Annotated in this window: 18 protein-coding genes; all 18 read right to left on the bottom strand. The window is 67.5% G+C overall.

The genetic code is table 11. From position 1 onward, the window contains the following. Positions 1 to 29: 29 nt before the first annotated feature. The 18 genes from ftsA to gspH all read right to left on the bottom strand — a co-directional run bounded on the left by ftsA (position 30) and on the right by gspH (position 17,752). Complete coding sequence (gene ftsA, locus BM125_RS06720; RefSeq protein ID WP_092406216.1) at positions 30 to 1,259, bottom strand: cell division protein FtsA; 1,230 nt, start codon at positions 1,257 to 1,259, stop codon at positions 30 to 32. Positions 1,260 to 1,265: 6 nt separating this feature from the next. Next, the gene (locus BM125_RS06725) at positions 1,266 to 2,021 is read right to left on the bottom strand and encodes a cell division protein FtsQ/DivIB (protein ID WP_092406218.1); all 756 of its coding nucleotides are present in this window, start codon (positions 2,019 to 2,021) and stop codon (positions 1,266 to 1,268) included. Continuing rightward, positions 2,018 to 2,959, bottom strand: a complete 942-nt coding sequence (locus tag BM125_RS06730; protein WP_092406220.1) for a D-alanine--D-alanine ligase — start codon at positions 2,957 to 2,959, stop codon at positions 2,018 to 2,020. The genes BM125_RS06725 and BM125_RS06730 overlap by 4 nt, the downstream gene beginning before the upstream one ends. Beyond that, a complete protein-coding gene (gene murC, locus BM125_RS06735; RefSeq protein WP_092406221.1) occupies positions 2,956 to 4,392 on the bottom strand; it encodes a UDP-N-acetylmuramate--L-alanine ligase in 1,437 nt (478 codons plus the stop codon). The genes BM125_RS06730 and murC overlap by 4 nt, the downstream gene beginning before the upstream one ends. Further along, a complete protein-coding gene (murG, locus tag BM125_RS06740) occupies positions 4,389 to 5,456 on the bottom strand; it encodes an undecaprenyldiphospho-muramoylpentapeptide beta-N-acetylglucosaminyltransferase (protein ID WP_092406223.1) in 1,068 nt (355 codons plus the stop codon). The genes murC and murG overlap by 4 nt, the downstream gene beginning before the upstream one ends. Further along, positions 5,453 to 6,655 (bottom strand): putative lipid II flippase FtsW, encoded by a 1,203-nt coding sequence (gene ftsW / locus BM125_RS06745; RefSeq protein ID WP_092406225.1) that lies wholly within the window; start codon positions 6,653 to 6,655, stop codon positions 5,453 to 5,455. Before ftsW ends, murG begins: the two co-directional genes overlap by 4 nt. After that, a complete protein-coding gene (gene mraY / locus BM125_RS06750) occupies positions 6,655 to 7,737 on the bottom strand; it encodes a phospho-N-acetylmuramoyl-pentapeptide-transferase (RefSeq protein ID WP_092406361.1) in 1,083 nt (360 codons plus the stop codon). The genes ftsW and mraY overlap by 1 nt, the downstream gene beginning before the upstream one ends. After that, entirely contained in the window at positions 7,727 to 9,097 is a 1,371-nt protein-coding gene (locus BM125_RS06755) for a UDP-N-acetylmuramoyl-tripeptide--D-alanyl-D-alanine ligase (protein ID WP_092406227.1), read from the bottom strand. The genes mraY and BM125_RS06755 overlap by 11 nt, the downstream gene beginning before the upstream one ends. Continuing rightward, positions 9,091 to 10,578, bottom strand: a complete 1,488-nt coding sequence (locus BM125_RS06760) for a UDP-N-acetylmuramoyl-L-alanyl-D-glutamate--2,6-diaminopimelate ligase (RefSeq protein WP_092406229.1) — start codon at positions 10,576 to 10,578, stop codon at positions 9,091 to 9,093. Before BM125_RS06760 ends, BM125_RS06755 begins: the two co-directional genes overlap by 7 nt. Then, positions 10,578 to 12,356, bottom strand: coding sequence for a peptidoglycan D,D-transpeptidase FtsI family protein (locus tag BM125_RS06765; protein ID WP_092406231.1), 1,779 nt, complete (start codon positions 12,354 to 12,356; stop codon positions 10,578 to 10,580). The genes BM125_RS06760 and BM125_RS06765 overlap by 1 nt, the downstream gene beginning before the upstream one ends. A gap of 143 nt (positions 12,357 to 12,499) precedes the next feature. Then, positions 12,500 to 12,769 (bottom strand): cell division protein FtsL, encoded by a 270-nt coding sequence (gene ftsL / locus BM125_RS06770; RefSeq protein ID WP_092406233.1) that lies wholly within the window; start codon positions 12,767 to 12,769, stop codon positions 12,500 to 12,502. Further along, positions 12,766 to 13,689: a 16S rRNA (cytosine(1402)-N(4))-methyltransferase RsmH gene (rsmH, locus tag BM125_RS06775; protein ID WP_092406235.1), complete on the bottom strand. Its 924-nt coding sequence runs from the start codon at positions 13,687 to 13,689 to the stop codon at positions 12,766 to 12,768. The genes ftsL and rsmH overlap by 4 nt, the downstream gene beginning before the upstream one ends. A 176-nt stretch (positions 13,690 to 13,865) precedes the next feature. After that, entirely contained in the window at positions 13,866 to 14,312 is a 447-nt protein-coding gene (gene mraZ, locus BM125_RS06780; RefSeq protein ID WP_092406237.1) for a division/cell wall cluster transcriptional repressor MraZ, read from the bottom strand. A 198-nt stretch (positions 14,313 to 14,510) separates the two neighbouring features. Further along, positions 14,511 to 15,176 carry a class I SAM-dependent methyltransferase gene (locus BM125_RS06785; RefSeq protein WP_092406239.1) on the bottom strand — a complete coding sequence of 222 codons (666 nt, stop codon included), beginning with the start codon at positions 15,174 to 15,176 and terminating at the stop codon, positions 14,511 to 14,513. Beyond that, a complete protein-coding gene (gspK, locus tag BM125_RS06790; protein WP_092406241.1) occupies positions 15,173 to 16,174 on the bottom strand; it encodes a type II secretion system minor pseudopilin GspK in 1,002 nt (333 codons plus the stop codon). Before gspK ends, BM125_RS06785 begins: the two co-directional genes overlap by 4 nt. Next, the gene (gene gspJ, locus BM125_RS06795; RefSeq protein WP_092406243.1) at positions 16,171 to 16,890 is read right to left on the bottom strand and encodes a type II secretion system minor pseudopilin GspJ; all 720 of its coding nucleotides are present in this window, start codon (positions 16,888 to 16,890) and stop codon (positions 16,171 to 16,173) included. The genes gspK and gspJ overlap by 4 nt, the downstream gene beginning before the upstream one ends. Then, a complete protein-coding gene (gene gspI / locus BM125_RS06800; protein ID WP_092406245.1) occupies positions 16,887 to 17,258 on the bottom strand; it encodes a type II secretion system minor pseudopilin GspI in 372 nt (123 codons plus the stop codon). Before gspI ends, gspJ begins: the two co-directional genes overlap by 4 nt. Then, positions 17,255 to 17,752: a type II secretion system minor pseudopilin GspH gene (gspH, locus tag BM125_RS06805; RefSeq protein ID WP_175497943.1), complete on the bottom strand. Its 498-nt coding sequence runs from the start codon at positions 17,750 to 17,752 to the stop codon at positions 17,255 to 17,257. Before gspH ends, gspI begins: the two co-directional genes overlap by 4 nt. Between the last annotated feature and the right edge of the window lie 118 nt (positions 17,753 to 17,870).

Below are 17,870 nucleotides of genomic sequence, written 5' to 3' on the forward strand. Positions count from 1 at the left end.
GCCGATGGCGCGGCGGCTGCCGCCGGCGCCTAGAAATTTCCCTTGAACCAATTTGATACGCGATCCCAAACCCCACCGACGGCTTCAACACCGCGCCGCGGCCCGTGCGCGCTTTGCCTGCTGCCATACAACAACAGCCCCACGCCGGTGGCATGGATCTGGTTTGAAACGACGTCGGCCAGGCCGGTCACGTGCTGCGGGGTACCGAGGCGCACCGGCATGTGGAAGACCTCTTCGGCGAGATCGACCACGCCTTCCATCTTCGAGGCGCCGCCGGTCAGCACGATGCCGGCCGCGACGAGGTTCTCGTAGCCGGAGCGGCGCAACTCGGCCTGGGCCAGCGAGAACAGTTCCTCGTAACGCGGCTGCACCACTTCGGCCAGGGTCTGCCGGGCCAGCCGGCGTGGCGGGCGATCGCCGACGCTGGGCACCTGGATGGTCTCCTCGGCATGCGCGAGCTGGGCCAGCGCGCAGGCGTACTTGACCTTGATCTCCTCGGCATGTGCGGTCGGCGTGCGCAGGGCCACGGCAATGTCATTGGTGACCTGGTCGCCGGCGATCGGCAACGAGGCAGTGTGCCGGATTGCGCCCTGGGTGAAGATCGCGATGTCGGTGGTGCCAGCGCCGATGTCGACCAGGCAGACGCCGAGTTCGCGCTCATCCTGGGTCAGCACGGCGAAGCTCGAGGCGACCTGCTGCGGGACCAGGTCGTCGACGCGCAAGCCGCAGCGCGAGACGCACTTGCGGATGTTGGCCGCGGCACTCATGGCCCCGGTGACCAGGTGCACGCGCGCCTCGAGGCGCACGCCGCACATGCCGATCGGATGGCGGATGCCTTCCTGGCCATCGATGACATAGTCCTGCGGCTCGAGGTAGAGCCGTTCCTGGTCGGCCGGGATTGCCACTGCGCGGGCCGCCTCGATGACATGTTCGCGATCGGCCTCGGTCACCTCCCTGTCGCGGATCGGCACGATGCCGTGCGAGTTCAGGCAGCGGATATGGCTGCCGGCGATGCCGGCATAGACCGAGCGGATCTCGCAGCCCGCCATCAGCTCGGCCTCCTCGATCGCGCGCTGGATCGATTGCACGGTCGACTCAATGTCGACGACCACACCACGCTTGAGTCCGTGCGAGGGGTGGGAGCCGATGCCCATGATCTCGACCGGCTGGCCGGGCTCGTGCTCACCGACGATCGCGACGATCTTCGAGGTGCCGATATCGAGACCGACGATCAGGTTTTTTTCGGACTTTCGGTTCATCGTTGCTCAGGCTCGGCCGGCCGGTGCGGGACCGGGTGACGGGGAGGAAACCGGCGCTTCGGGCAGGGCCCAGCGCATCGCGAATCCGTTTTCGTAGCGAAGATCGACATAGACAGGTGGACCGTTGCTTGCCGCGGCCAGCTTCGGCCACACATCGAGAAAGCGCTGCAGGCGATGACGCGCATCAACACGCCCGATCTCGATCAGGGCGCCACTGGCCAGGGTCAGGCGCCAGCTGCCGCGCGCACTCAGATCGACCGCGCGCACCGACAGGCCACTGCCGGCGAATTCGCGCATGCATTCGGCATGGAAGGCGATCACTTCGGCCAGGCGCTCGTCGGGCCCGGACAACTGTGGCAGGCCTTGCATGGTTTCCGCACCCGGCACCTCGAAGATCTCGCCGCTGCGGTCGATCAGGCGCTTCTCGCCCCAATGCGCAAAGGGTTGGCGCTCGTAGACGGTCAGGCGCAGCGTGTCGGGCCATTGCTTGCGCGCTTCGACGCGCTCGACCCAGGGCAATTCGGCGACCGCCTTTTGCACATCGGCCAGTTGCACGGCGAAGAAGCCCTTGGCCAGGTGCGTCTCGACCGTGGCCCGGATCTGCTCGGCACTGACATGCGCATACTCCGCACGCAGTTCGATCTTGCGCACCGGCCAGCGCTGCGAGGCGAACCAGCCGTTCAATACGCCGACGATCGGCAGCGCAACCAGACTCAGGGCGATACCCCAGGCCAGCCACTTCAGCGGCAACGGGCCCCTCACGTGGCGTCCCTCCCGAGTGAAGTCTCGAGAATCTTCCAGCACAGGCTTTCGAAGTCGATGCCGACCGCGCGCGCCGCCTTCGGTACCAGCGAATGGCTGGTCATGCCGGGGGTCGTGTTGACCTCGAGCAGGAAATTTCCGCCACTCGCGTTGCGCATCACATCGACGCGGCCCCAACCCGAACAGCCCGCCGCATCGAACGCGGCCAGGGCCAGCGCGCGGATCGACGCCTCGGCCTCGCCATCGAGACCCGGGCACAGGTACTGGGTGTCTTCGGCGATGTATTTGGCGTGGTAGTCGTAGTACGCGCCCTTCGGCACGATGCGGATCGACGGCAGGGCTTCGCGGCCAAGGATGCCGACCGTCAGCTCGGCGCCTTCGATCAGTTCCTCGATCAGGAGTTCGCCGTCGTAACGCGTGGCCAGTTCGATCGCGGCCTCGAGATCCGCGGGCGTAAGCACGCGGGTGATGCCGACGCTCGAGCCTTCGTGCGACGGCTTGACGATGGCCGGGTAGCCGATCGCCGCGATCGCGGCGCCAAGATCCTCGCCCGGGCGGTACGACGCGAAGCGCGGCGTCGGCAGCCCGATCGCCTGCCAGACCTGCTTGGTGCGGACCTTGTCCATGGCCAGGGCCGAGCCGAGGATGCCGCTGCCGGTATACGGCACGCGCAGGGCGTCGAGCGCCCCCTGCAACATGCCGTCCTCGCCGCCACGCCCATGCAGGATGTTGAACACGCGGGCGTAGTGGCCGGCGCGCAAGGCATCGAGCAGGGCCGGGATGCCGTCGACCGGGTGCGCATCGACACCGCGCGCGCGCAAGGCCTCGAGCACGTTGCGGCCAGAGTCGAGCGAAACCTCGCGTTCGGCCGAGGTCCCGCCGCAGGCCACGGCGACGCGACCGAATCGACGCGGGTCGGTCGTCTGCAGGCGCTTCATCGGCGCATCCTCAGGTCGGGATCATTGGCCAGGTCGGTCGCTGCGGCGCCAATGTCGCCGGCGCCGAGCAGCATCAGCAGGTCGCCGTCCTCGAGCAGGCTCGGCAGGGCCGCACGCAGGTTGCGCGGATGCTCGACCAGCACCGGATCGACCTTGCCGCGGGCGCGGACCGCGCGCGCCAGGGCGCGCGCATCGGCATTCGCAATCGGCGCTTCGCCGGCCGGATAGACCTCGGTCAGGATCAGTACGTCGACGTCGGCCAGGACCCGCGAGAAATCATCGAGCAGGTCGCGTGTGCGTGAATAGCGGTGCGGCTGGAAGGCGACCACGAGGCGACGCCCCGGCCAGCCGCCACGGGCCGCCGCGAATACGGCGGCGAGTTCGCTCGGATGGTGGCCGTAGTCGTCGACCAGTTGTGCCCTGCCCCGGTCGAGCAGCAGTTCGCCGCGCATCGAGAAGCGCCGGCCCACGCCCTGGAAGTGGGCCAGCGCCGACTGCATCGCCGCCGGCGCGACGCCAAGCTGCCAGCCGATCGCGCAGGCGGCCAGCGCATTCAGCACGTTGTGCCGGCCCGGGATATTCAGGGTTACCGCGAGCGCTTCGGCAATATCGGGAAGATGCAGGTCGAACTGCATCTGCGCGCCGGACTGGCGCACGTTGCTGGCGCGCACGTCGGCCTCGCGGTCGATCGCGTAGGTCAGGGTCCGGCGCGTCGTCTGCGCGGCCAGGGCGGCGACTTCGGCATCGTCCACGCATAGAACGGCGACGCCGTAGAATGGCAGGCGGTGCAGGAACTGGTCGAAGGCCGCCTTGACCTGCTCGAAATCGCCGCCGTAGTTCTCGAGGTGGTCGACGTCGATGTTGGTGATCACGGCCAGCACCGGCGACAACATCAGGAACGAACCATCCGATTCATCCGCCTCGGCGACCAGGTATTCGCCGGTGCCGAGCCGCGCGTTGGCGCCAGCGGCAGTGAGCTGGCCGCCGATGACGAAGGTCGGATCGAGACCGGCCTCGGCGAGCACGCTCGCGGTCAGGCTCGTGGTCGTGGTCTTTCCATGGGTACCGGCGACCGCGATGCCGCGCCGGAAGCGCATCAGTTCACCGAGCATTTCCGCGCGCGGCACCACCGGGATCCTGGACGCGCGCGCGGCGACCACTTCGGGGTTGTCGTCGCGGATCGCGCTGGAGCGGACCAGCACGTCGACATCGGCCACATTTTCCGCCACATGCTGCCGGTGCACGACCATGCCCAGCGAGGTCAGCCGACGCGTGGTCGACGAATCCACGCGGTCCGAGCCGGTCACCGTATAGCCGAGATTGTGCAGGACCTCGGCGATGCCGCTCATGCCGACGCCGCCGATTCCGACGAAATGGACACGGCGGAAGTCCTGCATGATGTCGTCGTGGCGGCGCAGCCGTTGCGGAGTCATGCGGCCACCTCAAGGCAGATGTCGGCGATCCGCGCAGCCGCGTCCGGCCGCGCCAGCGCGCGCGCGCGCGCGGCCATCTTGAGCAGCTGCGGGCGGTCGCGATCGAGTCCGTCCAGACGGGTGCCGAGGCGCTGGACGAAAGCGTCGCCCTCGGCGACAAGAAGTGCCGCGCCAGCATCGGCCAGGACTTCGGCATTGCGCGTCTGGTGATCGTCCACTGCAGCCGGAAACGGCACGAGGATCGACGCGCAGCCGGCCGCACACAATTCGGCCAGGGTCAGCGCGCCGGCGCGACAGATGACGAGGTCGGCCCAGGCATAGGCCGCAGCCATATCCTTGATGAACGGCACGATCTCGGCCTCTATGTCGGCCGCCGAATAGAGCGCCCGGGTCCTTTCGAGGTGGCGTTCGCCGCACTGGTGGCGAACCTGCAGGCTGACCCGGTCGCCACGACGACGGATCATCTCAGGCAGGATCACGTTGAGGCTCTGTGCGCCCTGGCTGCCGCCAAGAACAAGGACCCGTACCGGCCCTTCGCGACCAGCCAGACGCTGCTGCGGGGCGGGCAGCCTTGCGATCTCCTCACGGACCGGGTTGCCGACCCAGAGCGCGCCGTCGAGGCTGCCGGAGAAGCCCTCGAGCGCGCGCCGGGCGAATCGGCGCAACAGCCGGTTGGTGAACCCCGGCACCCGATTCTGTTCGTGCACGATCAGCGGCACGCGACTCAGCCAGGCCGCAATGCCGCCCGGTGCTGCGGCATAGCCGCCCATCGACAGCACACAGCGCGGACGCAACCGGCGCAGGATCCTGCGCGCGGCCAACACGGCCCGCAGCAGGCGCAGCGGAGCGGCCAGCAAGGTCAGGGTGCCCTTGCCGCGCACGCCGGAAAAAGCAATCGACTCGAGCGCGATGCCGGCTTCGGGCACGAGCCGCGTCTCGAGACCGACGTTGCCGCCGAGCCAGGCCACCGGGATGTCGCGCCTGCGCAATTCGGCGGCCACGGCAATGCCCGGGAAGATATGGCCGCCGGTGCCCCCGGCCATGATCAGGACCGGACCGCTCATGCCGGCTCCTCCTCTTCGATCGGGGTGACCACGGCCTGGGCGGCAGCATTTTCGGCACGCGTCAACTCGTAGCTGACCCGAGCCAGAAGGCCGATCGCCACGCAGGTCATCATCACACTCGATCCACCCGAACTGATCAGCGGCAGGGTCAGGCCCTTGGTCGGCAGCACGCCGAGATTGACGCCGATCGAAACGAGGGCCTGGAACGCCAACATCAGCGAGATGCCGAACGCGCAGTAGCCGGCAAAGCGCTGACCACGCTCCATCGCGCGCAGGCCGATGCGGAAGCCGCTGCCGACCAGCCAGGCAAACAGGCCGAGCACGAGCAGGATACCGGCGAAGCCGAGTTCCTCGGCGATCACGGCAAGGATGAAGTCGGTATGCGCTTCGGGAAGGTAGAACAGCTTCTGCACACTGGCCCCGAGACCGACGCCGAACCATTCGCCGCGGCCGATCGCGATCAACGCCTGGGTCAGCTGGAAGCCCTCGTTGAACGGATCGGCCCAGGGGTCGAGAAACGATTTCAGGCGCTTCAGCCGGTAGTCCTCGAACAGTGCGGCCCAGGCCAGGGCCGGCATGGCCATCGCCCCGAGCAGGCCGAGATTGCGCAGGCGCGCGCCGCCGAGCCAGATCATGCCGAGGGTGACTGCGAGCAACAGGGTGGCACTGCCGAAATCGGGCTGGGCCAGGAGCAGGCCGACCAGCAGCACGGCGACTCCGAGCGGCTTGCACACGCCGAGCATGCGCGCATGCACGGCATCGCGATGACGCACCAGGTAACTGGCCAGGTAGACGATCAGGATCAGCTTGACGAGTTCGACCGACTGGAAACCCGACACGCCGAGGTTGATCCAGCGCCGCGCCCCGTTGACGCGCATGCCGATGCCCGGCACGAAGACGAGCAGGAGCAGGATGAAGGCGACCAGCAGGAGCAGGAAAGCGTGTTTCTCGACCACAGCCAGTTCGGTGCGGGCGATCGCCACGGCCAGGCCGATGCCGAGGGCCAGGAACAGGATGTGCCGGGTCAGATAGTGGAACGCGCCGATCTGCTGGTTGTCGGCGATCGAGATCGAGCTCGAGGCCACCATGATCAGACCGAGGCTGGCCAGCCCGATCGCCGAGCACAGCACGCCGGTGTCGTAGCGCCCTTGCGGCGCGCTGCGGCGGGTAGCCTGGGTGCTGGTCGACGTGCCGAGCATCAGCGCACCTTCAGCGTAGCGAGGCCGACGAGGACAAGGACCACGCTGATGATCCAGAAGCGGACGATGACGCGCGGCTCCGGCCAGCCCTTGAGTTCGAAGTGATGGTGGATCGGGGCCATGCGGAAGATGCGCCGGCCGGTCAGCTTGAAGCTGGCCACCTGCAGCATCACCGACGCCGTCTCGAGGACGAAGATGCCGCCCATGATCAGCAGCACGATTTCCTGGCGCACGATCACCGCGATCGTGCCGAGCGCGGCGCCAACCGCGAGGGCGCCGATATCGCCCATGAAGACCTGGGCTGGATAGGTGTTGAACCAGAGGAAGCCGAGTCCGGCCCCGGCCAGGGCACCGCAGAAGATGACCAGCTCGCCGGCACCCGGAATCGAGGGGATCTGCAGGTAGTTCGAGAACACGGCATTGCCGGCCAGATAGGCGAAGGCGCCGAGCGCGGTGACCACCAGCACGCTCGGCATGATCGCGAGGCCGTCGAGGCCGTCGGTCAGGTTCACCGCATTGGAGAAGCCGACGATCATGAAGTAGGCCAGCGGGATGAACATCAGGCCGAGCGGAATGGCGACCGTCTTGAATACCGGGAGATAAAGCGCGGTGTGCGCCGGCAGGTCGGCACTGTGGTAGAGGATCACAGCCACGGCGAGGCCGAACACCGACTGCCAGAAGTATTTCCAGCGCGAAGCCAGGCCGCGGCTGTCGCGCAGCACGAGCTTCTTGTAGTCGTCGTAGAAGCCGATGCCACCGAAGGCCAGGGTGACGCCGAGCACCAGCCAGACATACCCGTTGCGCAGGTCCATCCAGAGCAGGGTGGCGATGGCCACGGCGAGCAGGATCAGCAGGCCGCCCATGGTTGGCGTGCCGGCCTTGACGAGGTGCGACTGCGGGCCGTCCGATCGGATCACCTGGCCGGCCTTGACGTGGGCCAGCTTGCGGATCACGGCAGGGCCGATCAGCAGCGACACCGCGAGCGCGGTCAAGGTACTCATGATGGCGCGGAAGGTCAGATACTGGAATAGATGGAATCCGCTGTACCAGCCGCGCAACAGGTCGGCGAGCTCAAGCAGCATGGCGCCCTCCGTTTCCATTGCTGTCGGCGAACAGGGCCGTGACGACCTTGTCCATGGCCGAACCGCGCGAGCCCTTGACCAGCAGGGTCGCACCGGCAACCAACTCGCCGCGCAACGCGACGATCAGTTCGGCCTGATCGGAGAAATGGCGGGCGCGGTCACCGAACGCATGCGCCGCGGCTCGGCTCAGCTCACCGACCGCATACAGGCGATCGATGCCCTGGCTGCGGGCCAGCGCACCGATGTCGGCGTGCAGGCGCCATGCCTCGCGGCCAAGCTCGCGCATGTCGCCGATGACCAGGATCCGGACCCCATCACTTTCGGCTAGGGTGTCGATCGCCGCCGCGAACGAGGCCGGATTGGCGTTGTAGGTATCGTCGATGATGAGCGCCCCGCTGGGATGGTCGCGCCGCGAGGTGCGGCCGGCGACGGCTACCGCGACTTCGAGGCCGCTGCGGATCGTCGCCAGCGGTACGCCGGCCGCCAGCGCGAGGCTCGCTGCGGCCAGGGCGTTGATCACGTTGTGCCGTCCCTGCAGCGGCAGGTCGATGCGCGCTTCGCCCATCGGCGTCACCAGGGTGAAGCAGGACTCCACCGTGTTGCCGCTGAAACGCGCACTGACATCGGCGCGCGGGTCGAGACCGAAGCGGATCACGCGGCGATCGCCGACCAGGGACGAGAAATACGAGGCGAACGCATCGTCGGCATTGATCACGGCGATGCCGTCGGCCGGCAGTCCGGAATACAGGGCACCCTTGGTTTCGGCGATGCCCTCGATCGAACCCATGCGTTCGAGATGCGCGGGCGCGATGTTGTTGACCAGTCCGATCTGCGGCTGCGCGATGCGGACCAGATAATCGATGTCGCCGGGCTTGCCCGCGCCCATCTCGAGGACGACGAATCGGCTGTCCTCGGGAGTCGCCAGCAGGGTCAGCGGCAGGCCGATCTCGTTGTTGTAGCTGCCCGCGCTGAAATGGGTCGGCGCATGGCGGGAAAGGATTCCGGCGAGCAGGCTCTTGACCGTGGTCTTGCCATTCGAGCCGGTGATGCCGATCACGCAGAGCGAGCGTTGGCGACGCACCTCGGCGGCGATGTCGCCGAGCGCGCGCAGGCTGTCGGCAACGATCACCTGGGGCAAATCGCAACCCACGGCGTGCTCGACCAGGGCGGCGACCGCACCGGCCTGCGCGGCCGCATCGAGAAAGCCGTGACCATCGTGACGGTCGCCGCGCAAAGCGACGAACAGCGCACCGTCGGCCAGCTTGCGCGTGTCGGTCGAAACCGAGCTGACGCGCACATCCGCGCCTTGCAGTGTTCCGCCCGTGCAGCGTGCGACCGTGGCCAGATCGAGATTCAGCATGGGCGCGCCTCCAGCGCCTGCCGGGCGACCTGGCGATCATCGAACGGCAGCCGCTTTCCGGCGATTTCCTGGTACGGCTCGTGGCCCTTGCCGGCGACCAGGACGATGTCATCGGCGCGTGCCTCGGCGATGGCGCGATGGATGGCCCGATGACGGTCGCGTTCGACCACGATGGCGGCCGGCTCGCTGAAGCCCTGCATGATGTCGGCGACGATCGCGTCGCCATCCTCCGCACGCGGATTGTCATCGGTGACGATGACCCGGTCGGCCAGACGCTCGGCGATCGCGGCCATCTGCGGCCGCTTGCCGACGTCGCGCTCGCCGCCGCAACCGAACACGCAGACGAGGACCCCGGCGCAGTGCGCGCGAACGCTGGCCAGGGCCTGTTCGAGGGCATCCGGCGTGTGCGCATAGTCGACGACGACGAGCGGCCGCCCGGCATCCCCGCCGAGACGACTCATGCGTCCGCTGACCGGCTCGAGCGTGCCGAGTACAGAGCGGATTTCGGCGAAGTCGTGACCGAGCGCGCCAAGACTGGCGGCCACCGCGAGCAGGTTGGATACGTTGAAGCGCCCAAGCAGGGGCGACTCGATGCGAGCCTCGCCCCAGGGTGTATGCAGATCGAAGCGCAGACCCAGCGCATGCGCCTGGATATCCGTGGCGCGCACATCGGCGTGCGGATTGTCGATGGCGAAGGCGAGGCGGGCGACCGCGTCAGGCAGGGACGTGGCCAGGCGCCGCCCGAAGGCGTCATCGATGTTGATCACGGCCGCGGCCAGGCCCGGCCATTCGAACAGGCGCTGCTTGGCCGCCGCGTAAGCCTCCATGCTGCCGTGGTAGTCGAGGTGGTCCCGGGTCAGGTTGGTGAACACGGCCAGACGGAACCGGACATGGTCGACCCGACCCTGTGCGAGCGCATGCGAGGAAACCTCCATGGCCACATCGGAAGCGCCTTTGGCGAGGAAACGGGCCAGCAGCCGCTGCACGCTGATCACGTCCGGCGTGGTCCGCTCGCCGGCGTCGAGGGAACCGGCGAAGCCCGCGCCGAGCGTGCCGATCGTCGCCGTACGCCGGCCCAGTCGATCGAGCGCCTGGCCGAGCAGCTGCACGGTCGAGGTCTTGCCATTGGTGCCGGTGACGCCACTGACGCGCAGGCGCCGCGAGGCGTCGCCGTGGAAGCGCGCGGCGATGCCGCCCAGTTTCGCGCGCAGGTCGTCGACCTGGATCACCCGATCTGCGCAATCCGCGTCGAGCCGCGCCAATTCGGGCCCGGCTTCGGCGATGACCGCCACCGCACCGGACGCCAGGGCGCTTGCCGCGTAGATGATGCCGTGCTCGCGGCTACCGCGCAGGGCGATATAGAGATCGCCAGCCACGATCGCGCGCGAGTCGAGGCTCAGGCCGCGCACGCGCAGATCGGCCAGCGCGCCGGCCTCGGCGCAACCGTCCAGCAGATCGCCGAGGCGCATCGCTTCGCTCATCACGGCACCGCCTCTTCGTAATTGGGCTGGTCGGCCGGATAGGCGGGTGGCTCGCTGGCCGGGCCGATCGGATGACCGACGTCGGGCGAACCGGCATACCAGCGCTGCACGTTGTCGGGCGCCACATCGAGCAGGCGCAGTGCGTTGGCCATGACCTTGCTGAACACCGGCGCCGAGACCAGACCGCCGAAATAGGCCCCCTGGCCCTGGCCCGGATCGTTGATGACAACCACGCCGACCAGGCGAGGATTGCTCGCCGGCACCATGCCGGCAAACAGCGAGACATAGCGCTTCTCGTAACCGCCGGCGATCGCCCGGCGCGAGGTTCCGGTCTTGCCGGCGACGCGGTAGTTCGGCACGGCCGCGGCCAGACCCGAGCCTTCCGGGGAGATCACGGTCTCGAGCATGCTGCGCACGTTGGCGGCGATCTGCGGATCGATCACCGCGCTGTCGGGGTTGACCGCACCCTTGACGAATCCGGGCTGGCGCAGGCGGCCGCCATTGGCCAGCGCGGCATAGGCCTGGGCGATCTGCATCGGCGTCACGCTGAGACCGTAGCCATAGGAAATGGTGGCCTTCTCGACCGGTCCCCAGCTCTTCGAGATCGGCAGGAAACCGGGCGACTCGCCCGGGAAGCCGCAACCGCTGACCTCGCCGAATCCGAAGCGATGGAACACGTCGTACATGTGCTCGCTGCTCAGCGAGGAAGCGATCTTGGCCGCGCCGACGTTGCTCGACTTGGTGATCACCCGGGTCACGTTGATCAGGCCGTAGTTGCGATGGTCGCTGATCGTGTAACCGCCGGGCAGCATCAACGTGCCGGGTGTCGTGTCGATCGGGCTGTCGGACTTCCAGCGCCCGCTTTCGAGGGCGGCGGCGATCGTGAACGGCTTCATCGTCGAACCCGGCTCGACCACGTCGGTGACGGCGCGATTGCGGCGGAAGGCCGGATCGATCGCCGTGCGAGAATTCGGGTTGAACGAGGGCTGGTTGACCATGGCCAGCACTTCACCGTTGCTGACGTCGAGGATCACCATCGAGCCGGACGATGCGTGGTGGTCGATGATCGCCGCCTTCAGCTCACGGTAGGCGAGATACTGGATGCGGCGGTCGATCGACAGGATCAGGTCGCGGCCCGGCTGGGCTTCCTGCAGGAGCTCGACGTTTTCGACGACGTGGCCGAGGCGATCGCGGATGACGCGCTTGAGGCCCGGCTTGCCGGCCAGCCAGTCGTCGAAGGCCAGTTCGAGGCCCTCCTGGCCGCGATCGTCGATGTTGGTGATGCCGAGGGCATGGGCGAGGATCTCGCCGCTCGGATAGTAGCGCCGGAAGGCGCGCTCGCTGGCGACGCCGGGGATCTTCAGGGCCAGGATGTCGCGCGCGGCATCGGGATCGACCGGGCGCTTGAGGTAGAGGAATTCCTTGTCCTTGCGCTGGACCAGGCGCTCGGTCAGATCGGCCGTGGTCACCCCGAGCGCATTGGCCAGCACCGGCAGCTGGTCCGGATTGGCCAGCAGTTCCTGCGGATTGCCCCAGATCGATTCGACCGGGGTCGATACCGCGAGCGGCTCGCCGTTGCGGTCGAAGATCGTGCCGCGCGAGACGGGCACGGGAATGTCGCGCAGGTAGCGGGCGTCGCCCTCGCCCTGGTAGAAGTCCTTGCGCACGACCTGCAGGTCGACCGCGCGCACGACCAGGGCGGTCGAAGCCAGCGCGAGCACCATCAGCACCGTATACAGGCGCGCCCGCAGGTTGGCCGGCTTCGCTCTCGGCGTCATGGCCGCACCCGCTGCGCGCAGGCATGCGCGCCCGTCTGCGCCATTGCGCAGCTGCGTGCAGGCCTGGCCGAGGCCGGGCCGCCGGTTGCCATCCTTGCGGACTCGCGACCGTTCATGACTGTGAGTTCCCCCTCACTGCCGGATCACCGTGTTGTGACGATCATCTCCGCGGCGCCCGGCGATACCATGCCGAGACGACCGCGTGCGATCTGTTCTATTCGATTGTTTTCAGCCCAGGTCGCCTGCTCCAGTTGCAGGCGCCCGAATTCAAAATTCAGGTTGTCGCGTTCGTTCGTCAGCCGGTTCAGCTCGACGAAATGCCGCCGGCTCTCGTGCCGCGCATAGACCACGCCGACCGCACTGGCGATGACGGCGACGATCAGCAGCAGCATCGCGAACACGCGCAGCTTCATGGCAGCTTCTCCGCAACTCGCAGCACGGCGCTGCGCGATCTTGGATTCGCCGCCAGTTCGGCAGCGCTGGCGAAATGCTTGCCGAGCGCCCGCATCCTCGATGGCGGCGCTTCACGCGGCGGCAAGTTGCGCCGGTTGCCCGGCTGCGCTGCCTGTTCGCGCATGAAGTGCTTGACCACGCGGTCCTCGAGCGAATGGAAACTGATCACGACCAGTCGCCCGCCCGGCTTCAGGCCCTCCAGCGCCGCTTCCAGGCCCGCTTCCAGCGCGCCCAGTTCGTCATTGACCTGGATGCGCAGCGCCTGGAACGTCCGCGTCGCCGGATGCTTGTTGCGCTCGCGGTGCCCGATCGTCCGAACCACCAGCTCGGCCAATTGCGCCGTCGACTGCAACGGCTGCTGTTCGCGCCGCTCGACAATCGCCCTGGCAATCCGTCGGCTCAGACGTTCCTCTCCGTAGCGCCACAACACGTCCGCAATCTCGGCCTCGGTCGCTGCAGCCAGCCATTCGGCGGCGCTGCGGCCGGAGCCCGGATCCATGCGCATGTCCAACGGACCATCCGCCTGGAAACTGAACCCGCGGCTGGCATCGTCCAGTTGCGGCGACGACACGCCGAGATCCAGAAATACGCCATCCATGCCCTGCCTCGTCTCGTCCCACTCGCCCAGCGCGGCGAAATTGCCCTGCCGGATACGCACACGTGCGTCGTTGCCGAACTCCCTGGCCGCCTGCGCGATGGCGCTCGGGTCGCGATCCATCAGCAACAACCTTCCATTCGCACCCAGGCGTGCCAGCAACCGCCGCGCATGCCCGCCGCGGCCGAACGTGCCATCGAGATAGACCCCTTCGGGCCGGACCTGCATGGCTTCGATCACCTCCGCCAGCATGACCGGCGCATGCGTGAACTCCGCTTCCGCCATGGTTCCTTCTCGACTGGCCCGGACTATTCGTGAATACGCGCGATAGTCGCGCAGGGCCTTGGATTCACACGGCTTTTCGCGATTGAGACGATAGCGTGCACTATCGCCGAATGAGCGGAAGGCCGCGTGGATTCAAGGAACAGGCGAACGCGTGCGTGGTTCATCGATGGTCCGGGTTAGAACTTGAGATCGAGCATGTCCTCGGTGATTTGCTCCTCGTTGATCGTTTCGCGGATCTTGGCCAGGTGCGCCTGCTCGCTCCAGAGCTCGAGCTTGTTGCCCATGCCGAGCAGGACCGCCTTCTTCTCGATGCCGGCCGCGCTGCGCTGGCTGGCCGGCAACAGGACACGTCCGTTGCCGTCCGGCTCGAGCGGGGTGGCCGCGCCGACCAGCTTCATCTGCAGGTTGCGGTGTACGGTCTTGGCCTTGCTCAGCGCATTCACCTCGTCGCGCAACTGTTCCCACTCCTTTTCCGGGAACAGCCACAGACAGCCATGTTCGAACGGGTTGTAGGTGGCGACGAGGCGGTTTCCACTGAGCTTGGACACGGCTTCCCGATGGGTCGCGGGGATGGATACCCGACCCTTGTCGTCCAGCGTGACTGCCGTTTCGCCCTGGAACATGACCACTAAACACCACGAAAACCCACCGAAACCCACCTTATGCCGCCGCCCATGGGCTGTCAAGGAGATTCCGCAGGCTCAATTCGCCGCTTTTGGCAGCCCGATCGCGTCCGAATCGACGCAGGAACACGCGTCGGGGGACAGCCCACTGTCTGGCGAATAGGCTCGTGCCGGAATGGCGCTGCCCTGATCAGGCGGTCAGGCGCGTTCGCCGACCAGGACCAGCGAGAGCGGCATGGCCGTGCGCGGATGCAGCGGTTCGCGCAGTGATTCGATGCGCAGTCCCGAATCGGCGAACAGGCGCACCCAGGATTCGAGGGTGCGGAAGTACCAGGGCGCCGGCGCCTGGAATTCGACGTCGATGCCGCACCAGGATCCTTCGCGCCAGCCATCGCGATAGGGCTGCGCGGGATCCACTGTCGGCGGATGCAGGGTCTGCACGATGAGCGCACCACCGGCGACGAGCAGATCCGGCATCCTTGCCAGAAGGCGTTCGACCGAAGCTTCGCCGAGCAGTGAAAAATTGCAAACGCAGACATCGAAGCGGGTGTCGAGCACGCCGTCGGCAAGCGCTTCGTGGCTGAGCACCTCGAAACGACCGCCGCCGGCGCGGCGTGCCTGCGCGACCAGGTCTGCGACCGCGTCGACGCCGAGCACGTCGATGCCGCGGGTGGCGAGCGCGCGTGCCAGCCAACCCTCGCCACAGCCGATGTCGAGCACGGTCGTTGGCTTGCGCGCGAGCACTGCATCGACGATCGCAGCGTCGGTCGCCAGCAGCCGGCTGCCGATGCGGCCCTCGCGTACCGCGCGCGTCCACGGCTCGCTGTTGGACTGCCAGCGCTCGATGATTTCTGCGTCGGTCACCGGTTTGCCCGCGGATTCAGGCTGCCTGCCAGGGCCGGATTCGGCGCGTCCTCGACGCCGCGACTGCGCTCGAGCACGTGCACGCCCCCGCGCGCAGTCCCAGTGACTCTTTCTAGCAAACTGGAGAAGGAAAACGGGATGCCGTCGAGCGTGATCTCGCCGCGGGCGAGGAAATAACTGCTGGTGACGCCAAGACCAGACTGATTTTCGGGCGGAATGATGACGCCCTGGTTCCCGGCTTCGTTGAGGGCATTCTCGACCGAGGTCCAGCGCGCCTGCCCGTTTTGCCGGATGCGCAGGGCCAGGGCCTCGGTCATGCGCGAATCGAGGCTCATCAGTACGGCCGTCGAAGCCGTATTGATATTGACCGTGGTACCGGGCGGCAACGCGCAGACTTCGGGGGCGAGGCGCGCATAGACCTCGTTGCTGATGCCGCGCACGAGGCGCAGCTCGGAGACGTGGGCAAACACGCGGTTGGCGGTCCGGTACGGCACCGACTGGGCCAGGTAGGCACTGTCCTCGGCGCCGCCTTCATTGTCGATGCTGCCATCGGCGTCGAGCCAGTCGACGATCGCACCGACCAGCGAAGGATCGAGTTCGAGCGCGACCAGCAGGTTGTCGAGACGCCGGCGCCACAGCGCGGCTTCGGCGGATGAAGGCGACACGAGATTGTTGAGATTGAAGCAACCGTTGAGATCGGTCATGCGTGCACTGAGCGTTCCGCCCGGCACCTCCTGTGGCGGCAACGGCATTGCCCAGCTGTCGCTGAAGGTGTCGAGGTTCGAATTCTCGTCGAGATCGCGCATAAGGACCTGGGCGGCGAACGCTTCGAGCCCCTCCGAGTAGGCAATCGCCTGCTCTCCTCGCAAGACATTGCGCGTGCGCGCCACCGCCAGCTCGCCACGATCCAGTAGCGAACCGATCAGGACCAGGGCCAGGGCCACGGCCAGCAGCGCGATCAACAGGGCGACCCCGCGCTGTCGATGCGGACCGTTCATGGGATCGCCCCAGGCGGCACGGTGGCCGCACCCGGCACGGCCTGCGGAACGATGCCGGGCGCGTTCGGTGCGAGCGTGCCGTTGGCGCCGACTCCCTTCGGCGGCAGCGTCGAGGGCAGCGCTACGAGGCGACGCAATTCGCCGAGGTCCTCGAGAACGAGACGGAACTCGACAGCACGCGGCAGGGCCTCGACGGCGGCCTCGCGCGGCGGCCACTGGTCGCTCCAGTTGCCGTCGGCATCGAGGTAGCGAAAGCGCAGGGCGCTGATCCGATCGACCAGTGCGCGCCATTGCGCGGCGCTGCCCGCGGCGCGGTCGAGCACCGCATAGCGGCCGCGACGCAGGCGCTTGTCGTCGATCGCATAGAGCACGCGTTCGATGTTGCTGCGCGGCTCGGCGAGCGGATTGGCGTAGCCGAGCCGACTCAGCTCGATGCGATCTCCGTTGCCGAGCAGGGCCGGCTGCAGCTCGCCGTAGTTGCCGCGCAGGGGACGCGAGATGGCCTGGCGCAGGTCACGTTCGAGATCGCTCATGCTGCGCACGACCGCAGCGAAGCGCTCCTGCTCGATCGCCAGTGCCGCGCGAGCGCGCGCGATCTGGCCGAGCGCGCTCCAGGTGATCGCCGCCATCGCCGCGAACACAACCAGGGCGACCAGGATCTCGATCAGGGTAAAGCCGCGGGCCAATGCGCCCCCTGGGCTCGAGGCAGGTTTCATGGCGAGGGTTGCTCGCTGCCGAAGCCGGTCAGGCTCGCGCTCGGCTGGTCCGAATCGGCGGCAAAGACCCGTACGTCGAGACGGCGCATGTCCGGATCATCGGTCGCCTTCACTTCAAGCTCCCAGCGCCAGTCGCGATTGCCCAGGCGGACGTGTCCATCGCGCTTGCCGATCGCCGGCAGCGGTGTGGCGATCCGGGTCTCGCTGAGCACGTTGGCTGCCACCCATCCGGCCAGGGTGCGCTCGCGCAGGGCATCGAAACTGCGCACCTGGCCACCGGCCGTACGGGTCAGCGCGAGCAGGGCCAGGGCCACCACGACCAGGGCGATGAGGACTTCGAGCAGGGTGAATCCGCGCCGGCGGTTCATGGACTGATCGCGATGCGGTCGAGAACAACCTCACCATCGGCTTCGCCACGCAGTTCGTAGCGATTGGCGACGTCGCCCAGACGCAGGCGCAGCAGGAACGGCGACAATTCGCCCGAGGAAAAGCAGACGATCTGCGGCGGATCGGAATCGCTTTCAGCCAGGCGCAGGTCGCGACCGTCGCGCAACAGTTCGACACCCATGCCGGGAACCCAGCTGCGCGCCCGCAGTTCGTTCTCGAGCGTGTCGCTGCTCCAGCCGTCGAAGCCGAGACGGGTGAAGGCGTAACCCTGCCCGTCCAGGCGCAGGCCGACCTCGCGCCCGGTCAGCTCGGCCTGGTGGCAGGCGAAACCGATCAGACCCTGCAGACGTTCGGACTCAAGCGCGAGCTGTCGCTCGCCACCCGCGGTGGCGATCGAAATCGTGACCGCCAGGGCCAGCACGCCGACGATAACGACTACGACGAGGATTTCGATCAGGGTGAATCCAACAACCACGGTATCCGGCGCAAGGCCTCGGCGAAACCGAGGTACAACACGATCGGCTCCTGGCTCTTTTGCCAACACGCCATCCGGCGAAACGCCTCGGCAAAACCGCGGTACAACACGGTCGGCC

The sequence above is a fragment of the Dokdonella immobilis genome, assembly GCF_900115085.1.
Taxonomy (GTDB): Bacteria; Pseudomonadota; Gammaproteobacteria; order Xanthomonadales; family Rhodanobacteraceae; genus Dokdonella; species Dokdonella immobilis.

Coding starts and splice junctions, on each gene's coding strand:
- ftsA (WP_092406216.1), bottom strand. CDS start 1,259: ATGAACCGAAAGTCCGAAAAAAACCTGATCGTCGGTCTCGATATCGGC.
- BM125_RS06730 (WP_092406220.1), bottom strand. CDS start 2,959: ATGAAGCGCCTGCAGACGACCGACCCGCGTCGATTCGGTCGCGTCGCC.
- murC (WP_092406221.1), bottom strand. CDS start 4,392: ATGACTCCGCAACGGCTGCGCCGCCACGACGACATCATGCAGGACTTC.
- murG (WP_092406223.1), bottom strand. CDS start 5,456: ATGAGCGGTCCGGTCCTGATCATGGCCGGGGGCACCGGCGGCCATATC.
- ftsW (WP_092406225.1), bottom strand. CDS start 6,655: ATGCTCGGCACGTCGACCAGCACCCAGGCTACCCGCCGCAGCGCGCCG.
- mraY (WP_092406361.1), bottom strand. CDS start 7,737: ATGCTGCTTGAGCTCGCCGACCTGTTGCGCGGCTGGTACAGCGGATTC.
- BM125_RS06755 (WP_092406227.1), bottom strand. CDS start 9,097: ATGCTGAATCTCGATCTGGCCACGGTCGCACGCTGCACGGGCGGAACA.
- BM125_RS06760 (WP_092406229.1), bottom strand. CDS start 10,578: ATGAGCGAAGCGATGCGCCTCGGCGATCTGCTGGACGGTTGCGCCGAG.
- BM125_RS06765 (WP_092406231.1), bottom strand. CDS start 12,356: ATGACGCCGAGAGCGAAGCCGGCCAACCTGCGGGCGCGCCTGTATACG.
- ftsL (WP_092406233.1), bottom strand. CDS start 12,769: ATGAAGCTGCGCGTGTTCGCGATGCTGCTGCTGATCGTCGCCGTCATC.
- rsmH (WP_092406235.1), bottom strand. CDS start 13,689: ATGGCGGAAGCGGAGTTCACGCATGCGCCGGTCATGCTGGCGGAGGTG.
- mraZ (WP_092406237.1), bottom strand. CDS start 14,312: ATGTTCCAGGGCGAAACGGCAGTCACGCTGGACGACAAGGGTCGGGTA.
- gspK (WP_092406241.1), bottom strand. CDS start 16,174: ATGAACGGTCCGCATCGACAGCGCGGGGTCGCCCTGTTGATCGCGCTG.
- gspJ (WP_092406243.1), bottom strand. CDS start 16,890: ATGAAACCTGCCTCGAGCCCAGGGGGCGCATTGGCCCGCGGCTTTACC.
- gspI (WP_092406245.1), bottom strand. CDS start 17,258: ATGAACCGCCGGCGCGGATTCACCCTGCTCGAAGTCCTCATCGCCCTG.